Source organism: Uliginosibacterium silvisoli (assembly GCF_036017035.1).
Classification (GTDB): Bacteria; Pseudomonadota; Gammaproteobacteria; order Burkholderiales; family Rhodocyclaceae; genus Viridibacterium; species Viridibacterium silvisoli.
This window is the reverse complement of the sequence record NZ_JAYXHS010000001.1, coordinates 1,645,409-1,662,652: the sequence shown is the minus strand read 5'-3', so window position 1 is coordinate 1,662,652 and position 17,244 is coordinate 1,645,409. Positions and strand designations below refer to the sequence as shown.

At 61.8% G+C, this 17,244-nt stretch carries 16 protein-coding genes; 9 read left to right on the top strand and 7 right to left on the bottom strand.

The features are described from left to right. Positions 1 to 236: 236 nt before the first annotated feature. The 5 genes from VVD49_RS07550 to VVD49_RS07530 all read left to right on the top strand — a co-directional run bounded on the left by VVD49_RS07550 (position 237) and on the right by VVD49_RS07530 (position 5,006). Positions 237 to 1,862: a methyl-accepting chemotaxis protein gene (locus tag VVD49_RS07550; protein WP_327598526.1), complete on the top strand. Its 1,626-nt coding sequence runs from the start codon at positions 237 to 239 to the stop codon at positions 1,860 to 1,862. A gap of 97 nt (positions 1,863 to 1,959) precedes the next feature. After that, on the top strand, positions 1,960 to 2,202 hold the full coding sequence (locus VVD49_RS07545; protein ID WP_327598525.1) for a FeoA family protein: 243 nt from the start codon (positions 1,960 to 1,962) through the stop codon (positions 2,200 to 2,202). A 22-nt stretch (positions 2,203 to 2,224) separates the two neighbouring features. Then, on the top strand, positions 2,225 to 4,081 hold the full coding sequence (gene feoB / locus VVD49_RS07540) for a ferrous iron transport protein B (RefSeq protein WP_327598524.1): 1,857 nt from the start codon (positions 2,225 to 2,227) through the stop codon (positions 4,079 to 4,081). Further along, positions 4,078 to 4,329, top strand: a complete 252-nt coding sequence (locus VVD49_RS07535) for a hypothetical protein (protein WP_327598523.1) — start codon at positions 4,078 to 4,080, stop codon at positions 4,327 to 4,329. Before feoB ends, VVD49_RS07535 begins: the two co-directional genes overlap by 4 nt. A gap of 143 nt (positions 4,330 to 4,472) precedes the next feature. After that, a complete protein-coding gene (locus VVD49_RS07530; protein ID WP_327598522.1) occupies positions 4,473 to 5,006 on the top strand; it encodes a hypothetical protein in 534 nt (177 codons plus the stop codon). 63 nt (positions 5,007 to 5,069) lie between these two features. Here VVD49_RS07530 and VVD49_RS07525 read toward each other — a convergent pair whose 3' ends face one another. The 7 genes from VVD49_RS07525 to VVD49_RS07495 form a co-directional block, all read right to left on the bottom strand. Next, positions 5,070 to 5,783 (bottom strand): FKBP-type peptidyl-prolyl cis-trans isomerase, encoded by a 714-nt coding sequence (locus tag VVD49_RS07525; protein ID WP_327598521.1) that lies wholly within the window; start codon positions 5,781 to 5,783, stop codon positions 5,070 to 5,072. 178 nt (positions 5,784 to 5,961) lie between these two features. Then, entirely contained in the window at positions 5,962 to 7,260 is a 1,299-nt protein-coding gene (locus VVD49_RS07520; protein WP_327598520.1) for a sulfate adenylyltransferase subunit 1, read from the bottom strand. Between the two features lies 1 nt (position 7,261). Beyond that, positions 7,262 to 8,197: a sulfate adenylyltransferase subunit CysD gene (cysD, locus tag VVD49_RS07515; RefSeq protein WP_327598519.1), complete on the bottom strand. Its 936-nt coding sequence runs from the start codon at positions 8,195 to 8,197 to the stop codon at positions 7,262 to 7,264. A 45-nt stretch (positions 8,198 to 8,242) separates the two neighbouring features. Continuing rightward, positions 8,243 to 9,013, bottom strand: a complete 771-nt coding sequence (locus VVD49_RS07510) for a phosphoadenylyl-sulfate reductase (protein WP_327598518.1) — start codon at positions 9,011 to 9,013, stop codon at positions 8,243 to 8,245. Positions 9,014 to 9,026: 13 nt separating this feature from the next. Then, a complete protein-coding gene (locus VVD49_RS07505) occupies positions 9,027 to 9,641 on the bottom strand; it encodes a DUF934 domain-containing protein (protein WP_327598517.1) in 615 nt (204 codons plus the stop codon). Further along, complete coding sequence (locus VVD49_RS07500; protein ID WP_327598516.1) at positions 9,634 to 11,319, bottom strand: nitrite/sulfite reductase; 1,686 nt, start codon at positions 11,317 to 11,319, stop codon at positions 9,634 to 9,636. Before VVD49_RS07500 ends, VVD49_RS07505 begins: the two co-directional genes overlap by 8 nt. 38 nt (positions 11,320 to 11,357) lie before the next feature. Beyond that, positions 11,358 to 12,140, bottom strand: a complete 783-nt coding sequence (locus VVD49_RS07495) for a sulfite exporter TauE/SafE family protein (protein ID WP_327598515.1) — start codon at positions 12,138 to 12,140, stop codon at positions 11,358 to 11,360. Between the two features lie 240 nt (positions 12,141 to 12,380). On the opposite strand from VVD49_RS07495, the gene VVD49_RS07490 reads away from it, so the two are divergent. The 4 genes from VVD49_RS07490 (at position 12,381) to VVD49_RS07475 (ending at position 17,220) form a co-directional block, all read left to right on the top strand. Next, the gene (locus tag VVD49_RS07490; protein WP_327598514.1) at positions 12,381 to 12,782 is read left to right on the top strand and encodes a hypothetical protein; all 402 of its coding nucleotides are present in this window, start codon (positions 12,381 to 12,383) and stop codon (positions 12,780 to 12,782) included. A 15-nt stretch (positions 12,783 to 12,797) separates the two neighbouring features. Then, complete coding sequence (cysB, locus tag VVD49_RS07485; RefSeq protein ID WP_327598513.1) at positions 12,798 to 13,742, top strand: HTH-type transcriptional regulator CysB; 945 nt, start codon at positions 12,798 to 12,800, stop codon at positions 13,740 to 13,742. Between the two features lie 95 nt (positions 13,743 to 13,837). Next, positions 13,838 to 15,454: a methyl-accepting chemotaxis protein gene (locus VVD49_RS07480; protein WP_327598512.1), complete on the top strand. Its 1,617-nt coding sequence runs from the start codon at positions 13,838 to 13,840 to the stop codon at positions 15,452 to 15,454. A gap of 146 nt (positions 15,455 to 15,600) precedes the next feature. Next, complete coding sequence (locus VVD49_RS07475; protein WP_327598511.1) at positions 15,601 to 17,220, top strand: methyl-accepting chemotaxis protein; 1,620 nt, start codon at positions 15,601 to 15,603, stop codon at positions 17,218 to 17,220. Positions 17,221 to 17,244 lie beyond the last annotated feature (24 nt).

Here is a 17,244-nt window from a genome sequence, read left to right as displayed (position 1 = left end):
AAGCCATGTCCGTCAACGACCGTGCCGCCTTTTCACATGCTCGCCGCAACACCTCCGCCCCGTTCTTGCTGTCGAAATTCCGGTAATAAATTCAATTTGCGTAGCCCCCTGCCGTAAAGGACAAGGTGACCAGCAAACATGGCTGGCGTTCGCAGGACGGACCGGCGGCGGCGCGCAAAGGAGATCAGGCAAGGCTTCTGCCAGGTGCGCCCCCACTTCTTGAGAGGTTGCAATCCATGTGGTTCGATCAACTGAATTTTCGTGCAAAGCTGGGGCTGAATTTCCTGTTGGGCAGCGGTACGCTGCTCGTGGCGCTCCTCTTCTGCACCATCAAGCTGAATTCCATCAGCGGCTCCCTCCAGACCCTCATTGACGACTCCGTGCAATCGATGGACTCGGCATCGCGCCTGTCGCAGGTGCGTCTGCGCTACCGCGTCCGCAGCCTGGAGTACATGCTCGCCGAAACCGATGCCGAACGGGACAAGCTCGTCACATCCCTGGCCGAGCTGGATGACACCCTCGCCAAGGAAGTCGAAACGCAGCGCAAGTTATCCGCCGACGGCAAGGACAAGGAACTCACCGATCAGATCGTCAAGGCGACCGACGCTTACCACGTCGCTGTCGAGCAGGCGATTGCGCAGATGAAGGCCGGCCACGCGGACGAAGCGAAGAAGCTGCAGAAGACCACGTGGGTCAAACTCGCAAATGAAGCGCGCGACAGCACCGACGCGCTAAGCAAATACAAGCGCGACGAAGCCGCCCAACGCGCCACCAGCGCAACCAAGGAAGCCTCGATCGCAGTTTGGGGCAGCTACGTCGCCATCGTCGTCGCAGGTCTTATCGCTGTGGCTTTCTCGGTGTGGTTCGCACGCCGCATTACGTCTCAGCTCGGTGCTGCCGTCACCGTCACCCGACGCATTGCCGATGGCGACCTGACCACGGCCGTACCGGAAAGCGGCGGCGACGAGATCGGCCGGCTCATTGACGCCATGCGCCACATGCGCGACTCCTTGCGCGCCTCCGTCACAGAGACCAAGCAGCAAGCCGGCTCGCTGGCCGAAGCCTCACGCCAGCTCAACGGCAATGTCAGCCAGATGGAGATCAACAGCACCACGCAGAGCAATGCCGCATCGGCGATTGCCGCCAACATCGAAGAGCTGACCGTCTCGATCAACCATGTCTCGGACAACACCAGCGACGCCAGCGTCCTTGCCTCCGACGCGGACCGCACGGCTGCCGCAGGCGCCCAGACCATCGAACGCGTGGTCGCGGAGATCCACCAGATCTCCAGCGTGGTCAGCGCCGCTGCCGGGCGCATTGGCGAACTCGAAAACCAATCGGCGCAGATCTCCAACATCATCGTGGTGATCCGCGAGATCGCCGATCAAACGAATCTGCTGGCGCTCAATGCCGCCATCGAAGCCGCACGTGCCGGGGAACAAGGACGCGGCTTTGCCGTGGTGGCAGACGAAGTGCGCAAGCTGGCTGAACGCACCTCGCAGTCGACTGCCGAAATCGGCAAGATGATCGACAGCATCCAGACCTCGACACGTGAGGCCGTGACGGAGATCCGCAACGGCGTCGCTTCGGTCGACCAGGGCGTGCAACTCGCCAACTCCGCCGGTTCGACGGTCGATGAGCTACGCAACATGGCCAAGCGCGTGGCCGACCTCGTCGCTGACATCGCAGTGGGTTTGCGCGAGCAGTCCGCGGCGTCGACCGACGTAGCCAGCAAGGTCGAGCAGATCGCCGTGCACGCAGAGGAAATCAACACCAGCACCGTTTCCACGGCCGCTGCCGCCCGTACCCTGGATGGCATCGCCAGCCACATGCTGGGCACCGTCAACAAGTTCAGCCTCTGATAAAGCACGCCATGGCTTGAGGCGGATCAACGCCGCCGCTTGCCAGCAGGGATCGACAGGTATATAAAAATGAGAACGATTCGCATCTCATTTCTGTATGAACCTCTCCCTCCTCAAACGCGGTGCGCGTGCCACCGTCGAAACCGTTGACTCCAGTCATGCAAGCGATGCCATCGCGCAACGCCTGCGAGAGATCGGCTTCGTCAGCGGCGAACAAGTAAGCGTGCTTGCCTTCGGTCCGCTCGGCGCGGACACCATCGCCGTGCAGATCGGTTTCACGCGCTTCGCGCTGCGCCGCAGTGAGGCCGCGCGCGTGCGCGTCTCCCTGCAAAGCGCCTGAAGCCGGAGCGTCGTTCAAACAGATGAATAGCGCCGTCAGCTCCACCCTGCCCGCCCCGCTGCATATCGCACTGGTCGGCAATCCCAATTGCGGCAAGACCGCACTCTTCAATCGTCTCACCGGCTCGCGCCAGAAAGTCGCCAACTACGCCGGCGTCACGGTCGAGCGCAAGGAAGGCGCGCTGCAACTCGCCTCCGGACGCCTCGTGCGCGTGCTCGATCTGCCCGGCGCTTACAGCCTCAACGCCACCAGCCCCGATGAAGCGATCACGCGCGATGTCTGCCTCGGCCAGCGTGCGGGCGAGCAACGGCCCGACCTGCTGGTCTGCGTCGTGGATGCCACCAATCTGCGCCTGCACCTGCGTTTCGTGCTTGAACTGGCGCAACTCGGCTTGCCGATGCTGGTATCGCTGAACATGATGGATTCCGCTGCGCGCCGTGGTATCCGCATCGATCGCGAACAACTGCAAAGCCGGCTTGGCATGCCCGTCATCGAGACAATTGCCATTCGCAAGGATGGAGCACAGAGCCTGCTCACGGCGCTCGAAGGGCAAACTGTTACACCACCTCCCGCCCTGGCGCCGGAAGCCGACTTGCATGCCGCAGTGCGCGACCTGCTGGCGGCCACAGTCAGCGTGCCACGCCGCACCGCCGAAATCGATGACGCGCTCGATCGCTGGGTCCTGCATCCCGTGGTCGGCATGCTGATACTTGCCAGCGTCATGTTCCTGATGTTCCAGGCGGTGTTCAGCTGGGCCGGACCGTTCCAGGACGCCATCGAAACCGGCATTGGCGCCACCGGCGGCTTCATCAGCGAGCACCTGCCCGACGGCATGCTGCGCAGCCTGCTGGTGGACGGCATCATCGCCGGCACAGGCAGCGTGCTGGTCTTCTTGCCGCAGATCCTGCTGCTGTTCCTGTTCATCCTGTGCCTCGAAGAGTCGGGCTATCTGCCACGCGCCGCCTTCCTGCTGGATCGCGCCATGCTCGCCTCCGGCCTCTCCGGTCGTGCCTTCATCCCGCTACTGTCGAGCTTCGCCTGCGCCATTCCCGGCATCATGGCCACGCGCAGCATCCAGCATCCGCGCGATCGTCTGCTGACCATCATGGTTGCGCCGCTCATGACCTGTTCCGCACGCCTGCCCGTCTACGCACTGCTGATCGGCGCCTTCGTGCCCGAGCGCACGGTGCTCGGCTACGTCGGCCTGCAGGGGCTGGTGCTATTCGGCCTGTATCTCCTCGGCATACTGACCGCGCTCATCGTGGCCTGGATCGTCAAACGCTTCGGGAGTGGCCATACGGAAGCAGCCTTGCTGATGGAGCTGCCATCGTGGCGGCTGCCGAATCCGCGCGATATCTTCATCGGCCTTGTCGAGCGCGCCAGCATCTTCATCAAGCGTGTCGGCGGCATCATCCTCGCCCTCTCCATCCTGCTATGGTTTCTCGCCAGCTTCCCGGCTCCGCCGGCCGACTGGCACGGCACCGCCATCGAATACAGCTATGCCGGACACATCGGTCGCGCCATGCAGGTCTTCTTCGCACCGATAGGATTCAACTGGCAGATCTGCGTGGCGCTCATTCCGGGCCTCGCTGCGCGCGAAGTGGCTGTCAGCGGGCTTGCCACCGTGTATGCCATCGGCGGCGGACAGGATGCGGCCGCCTCGCAACTCGCCCCATTGATTGCTGCGCAATGGTCGCTCGGCACCGGCCTGGCCTTGCTCGCCTGGTACATCTATGCGCCGCAATGCCTGTCCACGCTGGCCGTCATCCGTCGTGAAACCGGCTCGTGGCGCATGGTGGGAATCTCGCTGGTGTATCTGTTTGCGCTGGCATGGATCGCGGCCTTCATCGCCTTCCATATCGGCGGATTGCTGTCATGAGTCCGCAGCTCTACGCAGCATTGGAACCACTGATCGTCGGCCTGATAGTGCTGCTGGCAGCGCTCGCCGCACTGCGCAAGCTTGCGCCGACATTGTGGCAACGCCTTACCGGCAAATCCGCCGGCAGCAGCTGTCATGACAATGGCAACAGCAAAAAAACCGACGGCTGCAACAGCGGCTGTGGCCACTGCGACAAGGCCTCTCCTGCCGCAACGCAACAAAGCGTACGCATCCATCCGCGCACGTAGCGTGCCTGAAACAGGGGTGTTTCCGACAAACGGCCCAAAGAGGCAAAATTCCCGCAGCGCCGCTTTTCATGACTCAAGCTCCAAGCCTGAACGTCCGATAAGAGACACATGTATGGCGCATTTCGCGCCGACAACCAGCGGATATGAGTATGACGACCTGGAACGGCATCGCGATGTACGCCCCGCAGACCCCGGAGCACTACCTCATCCCCGGCGCGCAACGCTGCGTGTTCCGCATCATGCAGGAGCACGGCGATACTCAAGCCTGGAATCTGTACTGGCTGTCGAAACCGGAGACCGACCATCTGCTGACGCAGCGTGACGGCTGGTTCCAGCACTACCACTCATTCAATGAACGCCAGACGCGTGCTTTCTACGCCGCGCTGGATACCCAGGTTTACAACCGCCTGACACTTGCCGCCGTGGTCGCACTGCCACCACGCGAAGCCATTCCGCTGCTGCAGGCGGCGCAACTCGACAAGACCGAGTTCTATGCCCTGTACGACGGCGAAGGTGGTGGCGAAGCCTGGCGCCAGGTGATGCTCGGCCGTTTGTTCGTCGCTGCACGTTCGGCTGATGAACGCCAGCATGCCGAGAACCCTGCCGACGTCGTGTGGATAGACTTCCACACCCGCCACCCGACGCTCAAGAACGGCACGCGCCACCAGCGCGTCTAAGCCCGCACTGAAAACAAAAAGGCCACCGCATGCGGTGGCCTTTTTCATTGCTGTTGAAGCAGATTACTTCTTGGCAGGTGCCGGAGCTGCTGGCGCCGGTGCTGCTGCCGGAGCCGGTGCTGGCGGCTTGATGCCGAGCAGTTCGACTTCGAAGTTCAGCGTAGCGTTAGGTGGAATTGCACCGCCTGCGCCTTGCTCGCCATAAGCGATGGCCGATGGGCAGACCAGGCGAGCCTTGCCGCCGACCTTCATCTTCGCCACGCCTTCACCCCAGCACTTGATCACGCCATTCAGCGGGAACTCGATCGGCTCGCCACGCTTGTAGGAGCTGTCGAACTCGGTGCCGTCGATCAGCGTGCCACGGTAGTGAACCTTGACCGTATCGTTGATCGTCGGGCTCGCGCCCGTGCCGTCCTTCTGCGAGATGAAGATCAGGCCTGAAGCCGTCTTCTGTGCGCCGGTTTCCTTGGCAGCCTTCTCGAGGTAGGTCTTGCCTGCAGCGGCTTGCTTCGCGCCAGCAGCAGCCATGCGCTTCTGCGCCAGCTCCTGAACCTTCGGCCCATACGTTTCCAGCTCGACAGCAGGCTTGCCGTTGGTGGCGTCGCTCAAACCCTTCTTGACCAGTTCCAGCTCGGCGGGCGACAGATTGAAGACCGACACTTGCTTGCCGATGATGGCGCCAATTGCGTAGACCGTCTTCTGGTCTTCGGTCATCTCCGCTGCGGAAGCGGCCACTGCGCCCAATGCGCAGACCACGGCAATGAAAGTCTTTTTCATGGTTTTCCTTGGTTGGTATTCGCGGACCGATCCAGCGGGAGCAGTTCCGTATGAGGTTGCGCATTCTGGCGCAAGAAGAGTCAAGAAGCGTGACAAAACGGCATGCACTATAAACCAAAGGCCCGTGCGGGGCTTGCAAAGCATCCCCGCACGGGCCTGTTTTACATCTTCTGGCCGATCAAAGGATCATGCCGGCACCGACGGTGTTGTTGGTCGACTCATCGATCACGATGAAAGCGCCTGCGCCACGGTTCTGCGTATAGGCGTCGGCGAACACAGGCAGCGCCAGCTTGAGGCTGACACGCGCAATGTCGTTCACAGCCAGCTGCGTCGCATCAACGTGCTCCAGCGAATTCACGTCCACTCGGTAAGCGATGCCGTTGAGCTTGGCCTTGCTGGTGCGCGTCGTGTGGCGGATCGCGTAAGTGCGTGCCGGCGACAGCGGCGTCTCGGACAGCCAGCACACCATTGCTTCGACTTCCTTGCGCGCTTCCGGCACTTCGGACGACTTGACGATCATGTCGCCGCGCGAGATGTCGACTTCGTCTTCGAGCAGCAGGGTGATGGACTGTTCGGTCACGCCTTCGGCAATCGGCTCGCCACCCAGATGCACCGCCTTGACGCGACTGGTGCGGCCGGACGGCAACACGGTCACGTCGTCACCGACGCGGATCGAACCGGACTCAACGCGGCCCATGAAGCCGCGGTAGTCGTGCAGCTCGGGATTGGCCGAATCCTGCGGGCGGCACACGAACTGCACCGGGAAGCGGAACGGTTCGTCGTGCTCGCTGTGCGCGGCTGGCGCCGACTCCAGCACTTCCAGCAGGGTCGGGCCCTTGTACCAGGACATTGCATCGCTACGGTCGACGATGTTGTCGCCGTTGAGTGCCGACATCGGGATGAACTGCAGATCGCCGCCTTCGGGGATCAGGCCCATCTTCTCGGCGAAAGCGCGGTACTCGCCACAGATGCGCTCATAGGTTTCCTGACTGTAATCGACGAGGTCCATCTTGTTGATGGCGACGACGCGATGCGGAATACCGACGAGATGCGCGAGGTAACTATGACGACGGGTTTGCGTGAGCACGCCCTTGCGCGCATCGACGAGGATGATCGCGAGGTTCGCCGTCGACGCAGCAGTAACCATGTTGCGCGTATACTGCTCGTGGCCCGGTGCGTCGGCGATGATGTACTTGCGCGTGCCCGTCGAGAAGTAGCGATACGCCACGTCGATGGTGATGCCCTGCTCGCGCTCGGCCTGCAGACCATCGGTGAGCAGCGACAGATCGACTGCTTCCATGCCGCGCTTCTTCGAGGTCTTCTCGATCTGCGTCAGCGTGTCGGCGAGGATGGTCTTCGTATCGAACAGCAGGCGACCGATCAGCGTGCTCTTGCCGTCGTCCACGCTGCCGCAGGTCATGAAGCGCAGCAGGCCGCCGTTTTTGTCCAACTCAGTAATATTTTCGTTTGCAGACATCTTAGAAATAACCTTCTTTTTTCCGTTGCTCCATCGAAGCATCGGAAGTCTGATCGTCGAGACGCGTCGCGCCACGTTCGGTGATGGTGGTCGTCGCCGTTTCCAGCACGATCTTGCTGACCGTGTCGGCATCGCTGATCACGGGCGCCGTGCAGGTGATGTCGCCGACGGTGCGGAAACGCACTTCCATGTCGACGATCTCTTCACCCGCGCGCGGCACATTGACCAGTTCGCCACTGGCCAGCGGCACATTGACCGGCACGATGGCACCCTGGCGGATCACCACGTTGCGCTGGTGTGCGAAGTAGATCGACGGCAGCTCGAGCTTCTCGCGCTCGATGTATTGCCACACGTCCATCTCGGTCCAGTTGCTGATCGGGAAGGCGCGGATGTTCTCGCCCTTGTGCGTGCGGGCGTTGTACAGGTTCCACAGCTCCGGGCGCTGGTTCTTCGGATCCCACTGACCGAACTCGTCGCGGAAGCTCATCACGCGCTCCTTGGCGCGGGCCTTCTCTTCGTCGCGGCGTGCGCCGCCGATACAGGCGTCGAACTCGAACTCGGCAATCGCTTCGAGCAGGGTCACGGACTGATGCTTGTTGCGCGATTCGTCAGCCGACTTCAGCACCACGGTGCCGCGCTTCATCGAGTCTTCGACAGAACGCACGATCAGGCGCTCACCCAGTTCGGCGGCGCGCTTGTCGCGGAAGTCGACCACTTCCTTGTAGTTGTGGCCGGTGTCGATGTGCATCAGCGGGAACGGGAACTTGCCCGGGCGGAAAGCCTTCTCCGCGACGCGCAGCATGCAGATGGAATCCTTGCCGCCGGAGAACAGCAACACGGGGCGTTCGCACTGGCCTGCCACCTCACGCATGATGTGGATGGCCTCGGCTTCCAGCCAGTCGAGGTGAGACAGGGTTTGTTTCGTCAGAGTCGTCATTTTTTCTTCAGCAAGTCATGCCCGCGATGGGGATCGCTCAACGGGTTACTTCTTTACATGCAGTCCGCATTCTTTGGAGTCGGGATTTTCCCACCACCAGCGTCCAGCACGCACATCCTCACCAACTGCGATGGAACGTGTGCACGGCGCGCAGCCGATGCTGGGGTAGAACTGGTCATGCAGCGCGTTGTACGGCACTTCATGCATGCGGATGTAGGCCCACACTTCCTGCTCGCTCCAGTCGGCCAGCGGGTTGTATTTTTCCAGACCATTGCCTGCGTCGTACTCGCGCACCGGCAGATCGGTACGCGTGGTGCTCTGGGCAGCGCGCAGGCCGGTGATCCACGCCTTCTTGCCGCTCAAAGCGCGGCGCAACGGCTCGACCTTGCGGATGCCGCAGCAGGCCTTGCGCATTTCCACCGAGTCGTAGAACGCGTTGATTCCGTTGGTGCGCACGTAGTTTTCGACCGCCGCACTCTCCGGGAAGAACACCTTCAGATGCGTGGCGTACTTCTGCTCGACCTCGCCCATCAGCGAGTAGGTCTCGGCTGGAAGCCGCCCCGTGTCGAGCGAGAAAATCTCGATCGGCAATTGCTCGCTGAGGATGATGTCGGTCAGCACCATGTCTTCCGCGCCGAAGCTGTTGGCGAAAGTCACGGAGCCGTTGGCGCCATCGTGCTGATCAGCAATCGCGTGCAGCAGTTCGAGCGCATTGGCGCACTTGACGCCCACGCTCATGCGCAGCGCATCCGTCAGCTCCGGATGGGTCGCCGGATTCGTTGCGCGCGGCTTGAGGAAAGAAACGGTCTGTTCCATTTCAGCGATGTCCTCAGACGCGTGCGTGACGACGCCATACAGGCTGATCGATCACCACGGCAGCCTGATACGGCTCGCTGAAGTCCTTCAGCGAAGCGAGGGCATCCTGTGCCGAACGATCGGCGCGGATTTCGAACGAGGTAAAACCGCAGCGATTCAGGAAGAACAACTGGTCGCGCAGCACGTCGCCAAACGCACGCAGCTCGTTGCGGAAACCAAAGCGCGTGCGCAGCAACGAAGACGTCGAGTAGGCACGGCCGTCCGGGTGACGCTCGATAAACACGCCGATCACGGGGAAGACGTTCAGATCCGGCTGATCCGCAAACAACGTCTCCACCAGCTCATGCGTTTCCAGCCACACGCCGATTTCGCCTGCGGCGACGCGCGCAGCGAATTCGCTCTTGCGCGCCAGCCACACGGACAACGGCAGAATGACTTTGCCCGCAGGCACTTCGGTCGCAGCAATCAGTTCGGGCGTTGCGGTTTCAGCGTTGGTCAGCTTGAACAGCACGACCTTGCCGGCCTGCTTCTTCACTTCTTCCTGTACGGCGGGCAGACGCACGATCTGCCAGTCATCGTCAGTGGCGATCAACGCCGAACCATTGAGTTGTTTGATCAAGTTAGACATTTGCTACTTCCTTCTTGCCCGGCAGGCGATCTGCATAGACGCGCGTCTTGAACGGCGCCACACCGAGGCGACGCACCGTGTCGATGAAACGCTCTTCAGGCGTGCGGTTTTCCAGATACACGTCGATCAGGCGCTGCACCACTCCCGCTACTTCCGCAGCCGCGAAAGACGGGCCGATCACCGAGCCGAGGCTCGCGTCATTGCCCTGCTTGCCGCCGATGCTGACCTGGTACCACTCCGAACCATCCTTATCGACGCCAAGCACGCCGATGTGACCGACGTGGTGGTGACCGCAGGCGTTCATGCAACCGGAGATGTTGACCTCGATCTCGCCGATGTCGTGCTGGTAATCGAGGTCATCGAACTGCTGTTGCACTGACAGTGCAATCGGAATACTCGGTGCATTGGCCAGCGAGCAGAAGTCGCCACCCGGGCAGCAGATGATGTCGGTGATGAGGCCGATGTTCGGCGTCGCCAGACCGGCGGCCTTGGCCGTCTTCCACAGCTCGTACAGGTCACCGAGCTTCACGTCGGCCAGGATCAGGTTCTGCTCGTGCGACACGCGCAGTTCGCCAAAGCTGTACTGGTCGGCGAAGTTGGCGACGATGTCCATCTGCTCGGAGGTCGCATCGCCCGGTGCAATACCGGTCGGCTTGAGCGACAAGGTGATGGCGCGATAACCCGACACCTTGTGCGCATGCACGCAGCGCTTCACCCAGTTGCTGAAGGCCTTGTCGGAAGCAAGCTTCTCCTCGAACGCAGCATTGCTCTCGCTCAGCGTTTCGTAGGCAGGCGCGTCGAAGTGCGTGGCCACGCGGTCCAGTTCGGCTTGCGTGATCGTGTTCGGGCCATCCTTGTGATGCGCCCACTCAGCGTCGACCTGCTTGCGGAATTCTTCAATACCCAACGCTTTCACGAGGATCTTGATACGCGCCTTGTACGAATTGTCGCGACGACCCCAGCGGTTATAGGTGCGGATGATGGCTTCGCAATATGTGATGGCGTGCTGCCAGGGCAGCGCCTCCTGGATCACCTCGCCCAGAATCGGCGTACGGCCCAGGCCCCCGCCAACCCACAGCTTGATCAGCAGCTCGTTGTTGGCGCCGCGGTAGAACTCCATGCCGATGTCGTGCATCTGCACGACAGCGCGGTCATCGGTCGTACCGCTGACAGCGATCTTGAACTTGCGTGGCAGCAGCGCGAATTCCGGATGGAACGTGCTCCACTGGCGCAGCACTTCCGCCATCGGACGCGGGTCCACCACCTCATCCGGCGCGACACCCGCGAACTGGTCGGTCGTGATGTTGCGGATGCAGTTGCCCGAAGTCTGGATGGCGTGCATTTCAACGCTGGCCAGCTCTTCGAGAATGTCCGGCACGCGCGTCAGCTCGGGCCAGTTGTACTGGCAGTTCTGGCGCGTCGAGAAGTGGGCGTAATCGCGGTCGTACTCGCGCGCGATGTGCGCCAGCTTGCGCAATTGCGTCGAGCTGAGCAGGCCGTAGGGAATGGCCACGCGCAGCATCGGCGCATGGCGCTGGATGTAGAGACCATTCTGCAGACGCAACGGACGGAACTCGTCGTCCGTCAGCTCGCCCGCGAGATAACGGCGCGTCTGGTCGCGGTATTGCGCGACACGCTCCTTCACGATGCGATGGTCATATTCGTCGTATTTGTACATGGCGACTTTCCGGGGATTCGATTCTTCAGTCTAGTTGTTCAGTAGGCAGCAATGAGCTTGGTGCCGATAAGCACGAGCATGCCTGCCAGAATGGGGCGCAAGACCTTCTCCGGGACTTTTGCGGAAATATGGCTGCCCAGCCAGATACCAGGCAAGGAACCGATCAGCAGGCTGCCGAGGAGCAGCCAGTTGATGCTGCCCAGCCACCAGTGGCCGAGACCCGCTACGAGCGTCAGCGGTACGGCATGTGCAATATCCGAGCCAACGATGCGGTGCGCGGGCAGCGCAGGGTACAGGAAAAACAATACCGTCACGCCCAGCGCACCTGCGCCCACCGAGGAGATGGAAACCAGCACGCCAAGCACGGCGCCGGCCAGCACGGTCAGCCAGAAAGTGCGGCGTGGATCCGGTGCCGAAGGTGCGTGTTTTTGCGCAAATGCCTGCAGCTTTTTGCGCAGAACCAGGGACAGTGCGGTCAATAAGAGTGCAATGCCCAGCGCGAAGGAAATCAGCTTGGATGCACCGCCCAGGCCACCCGGAAAATACTGATGCACCAGCCACAGCGTGAGCGCGGCGGCCGGCAGGGAGCCCATGGCCAGCGTACGCGTGATCGTCCAGTCCACCGTGCCCTTGAGGCTGTGCGCCAGCGTGCCGCCCGCCTTGGTGATCGAGGCGTAGAGCAGGTCGGTACCGACCGCGACGGAAGGATTCACGCCGAACAGCAGCACCAGCAAGGGCGTCATGAGCGAACCGCCACCCACACCGGTCAGGCCGACGATGGTGCCAACGGCAAAGCCGGCGACTGGGTAGAGCAGGTTCATGGTTTCTTTTGTATGGGACTCGGGGAGGCTGGATCATAGCGCGGGGGTTTTGGGTCTCTACCCCCTGTTTCATTCACACCCATAGAAGAAAAAGTAATATAAAGGCCTCGTCTTCCCGGCTGCGCGGGGCTCATGCTGCGTTGGCCCGCTCGCCGGCCGAAAGGCCTGCTCTGCGCGGGCCGCCTTGCCTGAGCACCCGCTCGCTCGGGAATCCGAGGCCTTTATCTGCGTGGAAATCATATGTTCGATTCCGAAACACTTAAGTTCGCTATCCCGGCAGTTATTGCGATAGTGGGGTGGTTTGCGGCACATCAGTTCAATGTCTACCGCGATATCCAAAACAAGCGTCGGGATTTACGAATTCAGTTCTTGTTAGATGCCTATCGGCGGCTTGAATCAGCAGCCAATCGAGCTAAGCAAACCGAAGATCAGAAACAGGCATTTGAATCTGCTGTGGCGGACATTCAATTGCTTGGTACCACAGCGCAAGTTGAGGCAACGATCACATACCTTCAGAAGCACGCTGCTGGTAGCGGTGCAAAAATCGACGAAGTACTTAGGTTGCTACGAAAAGATTTACGCAGAGAACTCGGACTTTCAGGCCAAGTTGAAAATGCTGTCGTGTTTCGCTTTACATGCTGACTCGCCCACCCAGACATGAACCTCCAACAACTCCGCTACGTCCTCGAAGTCGCTAACCGCAAGCTCTCCATGTCGGAGGCGGCGGATGCCTTGTTCACCTCGCAGCCCGGCGTGTCGAAGCAGATCAAGCTGCTCGAGGAGGAACTCGGCATCGAGATTTTCGTGCGGCATGGCAAGCGCCTGACTGCCATCACCGAGCCGGGGCGGCAGGTGGTGGCGATTGCGGAGCGCATGCTGCGCGAGGCGGACAATCTGCGGGCGGTGGGCAACGAGTTCCAGAATGAGGAAGCTGGCGTTCTGACTATCGCTACAACCCATACGCAGGCGCGCTATGCCTTGCCAAAGGTGGTGGCGGAGTTCGTGCGGCGTTATCCGAAGGTGCAGCTGCATCTGCACCAGGGCAATCCGACGCAGAACTGCGAGATGGTGTTGCGCGGACAGGCGGATATCGCGATTGCGACGGAGGCGATTGCCGATACGCCGGATCTGGTGATGCTGCCGTGCAAGCAGTGGAACCGCAGCGTGATTGCCAAGACAGGCCACCCCATCCTGCGTGACAAGCTGCTGACGCTGGAGGCGATCGCGCATTACCCGATCATCACTTATGACTCGGCCTTTGCCGGCCGCAGCCAGATCAACAAGGCCTTCCTCGGCCGCGGCCTGAAACCTAATGTGGTGCTGACGGCGCTGGATTCGGACGTGATCAAGACCTACGTGAGCATGGACCTCGGGATCGGCATCATCGCCAGCATGGCTTTCGACCCGCTGCTCGATCGCGGCCTGGCCGCAGCCGACGCCTCGCACCTGTTCGAGTCTTCCACGACGCGCATCGGCCTGCCGCGCAATGCCTGGTTGCGCGGTTATGCCTACGCCTTCATCGAGCTGTTCGCACCGCAACTCACACGGCATATCGTCGATTCGGCGCTGAGCGGCATGCAGGGCTCCGACCCGGGCCTGTAAGCCGCCAGGCAGGCATGCGCCGCCCCTTCAGCCCTCGTCTGCGATTGCCGATATGCATAGGCGAACCGCGACGTTTCCGAAAGGCAGGGCGAACCATGAAACTCACCATTGCAGCGCGTCTCACCGTCATGATTGCCATCTCGGCCATCGCACTGGTCGTGGTCGGGCTGGCAGGCATGCTCTCTGCCAATGCCCTCTCCACCTCGCTCGACAAGGTCAATGGCAACACGATCCCGAGCATCGGCGCCATCGACGACATGGAGACCAGCGTACTCAACATCCGTCTCGGCGCCCTGCTTTACACCAGCGCCGCCACGCCCGAAATAGCCGAGCGCGCTGACGAGCGCATCCGCACCTACCGCCAGCGCCTGCAAGGACTCTTCGAGACCTATGGCACGCTGGTCGCAGATGACGAAGACCGTCGCTTGTTCGAAGACGACCGCGCCGCCACCCAGGCCTTTCTCGAAGCGGTCGATGGCATCGTCGCCAAGGCCAGGCAACAGGATGCCGAAGGCGCGCGTGCGCTCAACAACGCCATGCGCCCGCTCGCCGACAAGCTCTATGACACGCTGGAAGTCCATGCGGCCTACAACGAGAAAAGTGCCAAGGCCAACGCACAGGACGCGGCCGATACGCGCAACAGCGGCCGCTGGATTGCATGGGGTGCGATCGTGCTGGGCCTGGCCATGATAGGCGGGGTCGGCTACTTCACCATCCGCAGCATCAAGGCGGCCTTGAGCAATACGCAGAGCGTGCTGGTGCGTATCGAGCGCGATCAGGACTTCACGGTGCGCGTGCCCATCCTGCAGCAGGACGAGATTGGCGAGATGGCCGGCATCCTGAACCGGCTCATCGACAAGCTGCAGAGCAATCTCAAGACCATTGCCGAAAGCACGCAGCGCGTCGCCAGCGCGGCAAACCGCATGGCCGTCACGGCCGGTCAGGTCGCCACGGCTTCTGGCCAGCAGAGCAGCTCGGCTGCCGATATGGCGGCTTCCATCGAGGAGATGACCGTCAGCATCGGCCATGTCGGCGACCGTGCCGCAGAGGCCAACCAGCTTTCCTCCACGTCCGGCGTCCTCGCCGACACGGGCGAACAGGTGATCGGCCAGACCGTCACCGACATCAACGACATTGCCGGCACGGTGAACCACGCATCCGGCCGCATCCGCGAGCTGGAAACACAGAGCGACCGCATTTCCTCCGTCGTGGCCGTCATTCGCGAAGTGGCGGACCAGACCAATCTGCTGGCACTCAATGCAGCCATCGAAGCCGCTCGCGCCGGCGAGCAAGGCCGTGGCTTTGCCGTGGTGGCCGACGAAGTACGCAAGCTGGCCGAGCGCACCGCCAGCTCGACGCATGAGATCTCCTCGATGGTGGAGACAGTGCGCGGCAGCGCCAAGGAAGCTGTCGAAAGCATGGGCACGGCAGTCACCCGCGTGGCGGCGGGTGTGGAGCGCGCCGCCAACGCCAGTGACGCCATCCGCCAGATCGGCAGCAGCAGCCGTGAAGCCGTCGACATGGTCAGCGAAATCACGCACGCCATCCGCGAGCAGAATGCGGCCAGCACCAGCATCGCCCAGCAAGTGGAGCGTATCGCCCAGATGGCAGAAGAGAGCAATACCGCTGCCAGCGAAAGCGCCCAGGCCGCGCGCGAACTCGACACGCTCGCAGGCAGCATGCAACGCGTGGTGGCCAGCTATCGGCTCTGAGTTCTGACAAAAGGAACGCTCCGGCCTACCTCTCAGAACGACACATGTTTTCACGCTTCAACGATTCAGTTTTCCGCGTTTCCTGCCGTTGCGCCCTATTCGCCCTCGAATAATTGCGAAATGACAAGAATGAAGCGGAGACAAGGATGAGCCTCACGATTGCGAAGAAGCTGACCATCATGGTGGTCGGCTCGGCTGCGGCCCTGCTGGTGGTCGGCGCGGCTGGATTGATAGGCACAGCTCGCCTGGAAAAGGCCCTCAACAACGTCAACGCCAATACGATTCCGTCGATCACGGTGCTCGAGAAAATGAGCAAAGCCGTCGACGAGACACGCATCAACGTACTGGCGCTGGCGCTGACCTCGACCGAGTCGGTGAAGAACGACATCGAGAGCCGGATCACGGAGCAACGCCGTGAGTTCGAGAAGCACACCAAGGATTACGAAGCCCTGCTCGACGACGACAAGGACAAGCAGCTGCTCGAAGACGACAAGATGGCGATGATGATTTATCGCGCCGGCGTGGCCAAGGCACTGCGCCTGTCGAAGAGCAGCGATGCGGAGGGCATGCGCGCCCTGATCGAATCCGACCTGACGCCGCTCGCCAACAAGCTGGCCGACGCCATCAAGGCGCACGTCGAATACAACTACGAGATCACGCGGCGCGAGGCCGAGACCTCGGCCAGCTTTGCACGCAACGCACGTTTTCTGGCCCTCGGTGCCGTCACACTCGGCCTGATTGCCGTCAGCCTGATCGGCTTGTTCATGACGCGCAGCATCCGCACGGCACTGGGCAGCATGCAGGCACTCATCACGCGTATCGAAAACCAGCAGGACTTCACGGCACGTGCCGAGATCCACAGCAATGACGAGATAGGCGTCATGGCCGGCTTGCTCAATCGCCTGCTGGCAAAGCTGCAGGGCAATCTGAAGACGATTGCCGAGGGCGCGCAGAAGCTCTCCATCGCGTCAACACATATGGCCACGTCATCGGATCAGGTTGCCAGCGCCTCCGACCAGCAAAGCGCATCTGCGTCGAACATGGCCGCCTCCATCGAAGAACTGACGGTCAGCATCACGCACGTGGGCGACCGCGCCAGCGAAGCCAATGCCGAGTCGACGCGTTCGGGCCAGCTTGCCGAGGCGGGCACCACAGTCATCGGCCAGACAGTGCACGACATCAACGAAATTGCCGACACGGTGAATGCCGCTTCGGGCCGCATCCGCGAGCTCGAAGAGCAGAGCGATCGCATCTCCTCGGTGGTCGCCGTCATCCGCGAAGTGGCCGATCAAACGAATCTGCTGGCGCTCAACGCTGCCATCGAAGCGGCACGCGCTGGCGAACAAGGCCGCGGCTTTGCGGTGGTGGCCGACGAGGTGCGCAAGCTGGCCGAACGCACGGCCGCATCCACGCATGAAATCTCGTCCATGGTCGACACCGTGCGCGGCAGTGCACGCAACGCCGTGGAGAGCATGGAGCAAGCCGTCGAACGCGTCTCGGCAGGCGTCGCACGTGCGGCTGAAGCCAATAGTGCGATTCGCCAGATCGGCGAGAGCAGCGAGAGCGCAGTCGAGATGGTCAGCGAGATCACCCATGCGATCCGCGAACAGAGCTCGGCCAGCACCAGCATTGCGCAACAGGTGGAGCGCATCGCGCAGATGGCCGAGGAAAGCAATGCCGCGGCGCGCCAGAGTGCGCAATCAGCGCGCGAGCTGGACGCACTGGCCAACACCATGCAGAAGGTGGTCGCCAGCTACCGCCTGTAAAGCGCCGCCGGCGCCAGCCATCAC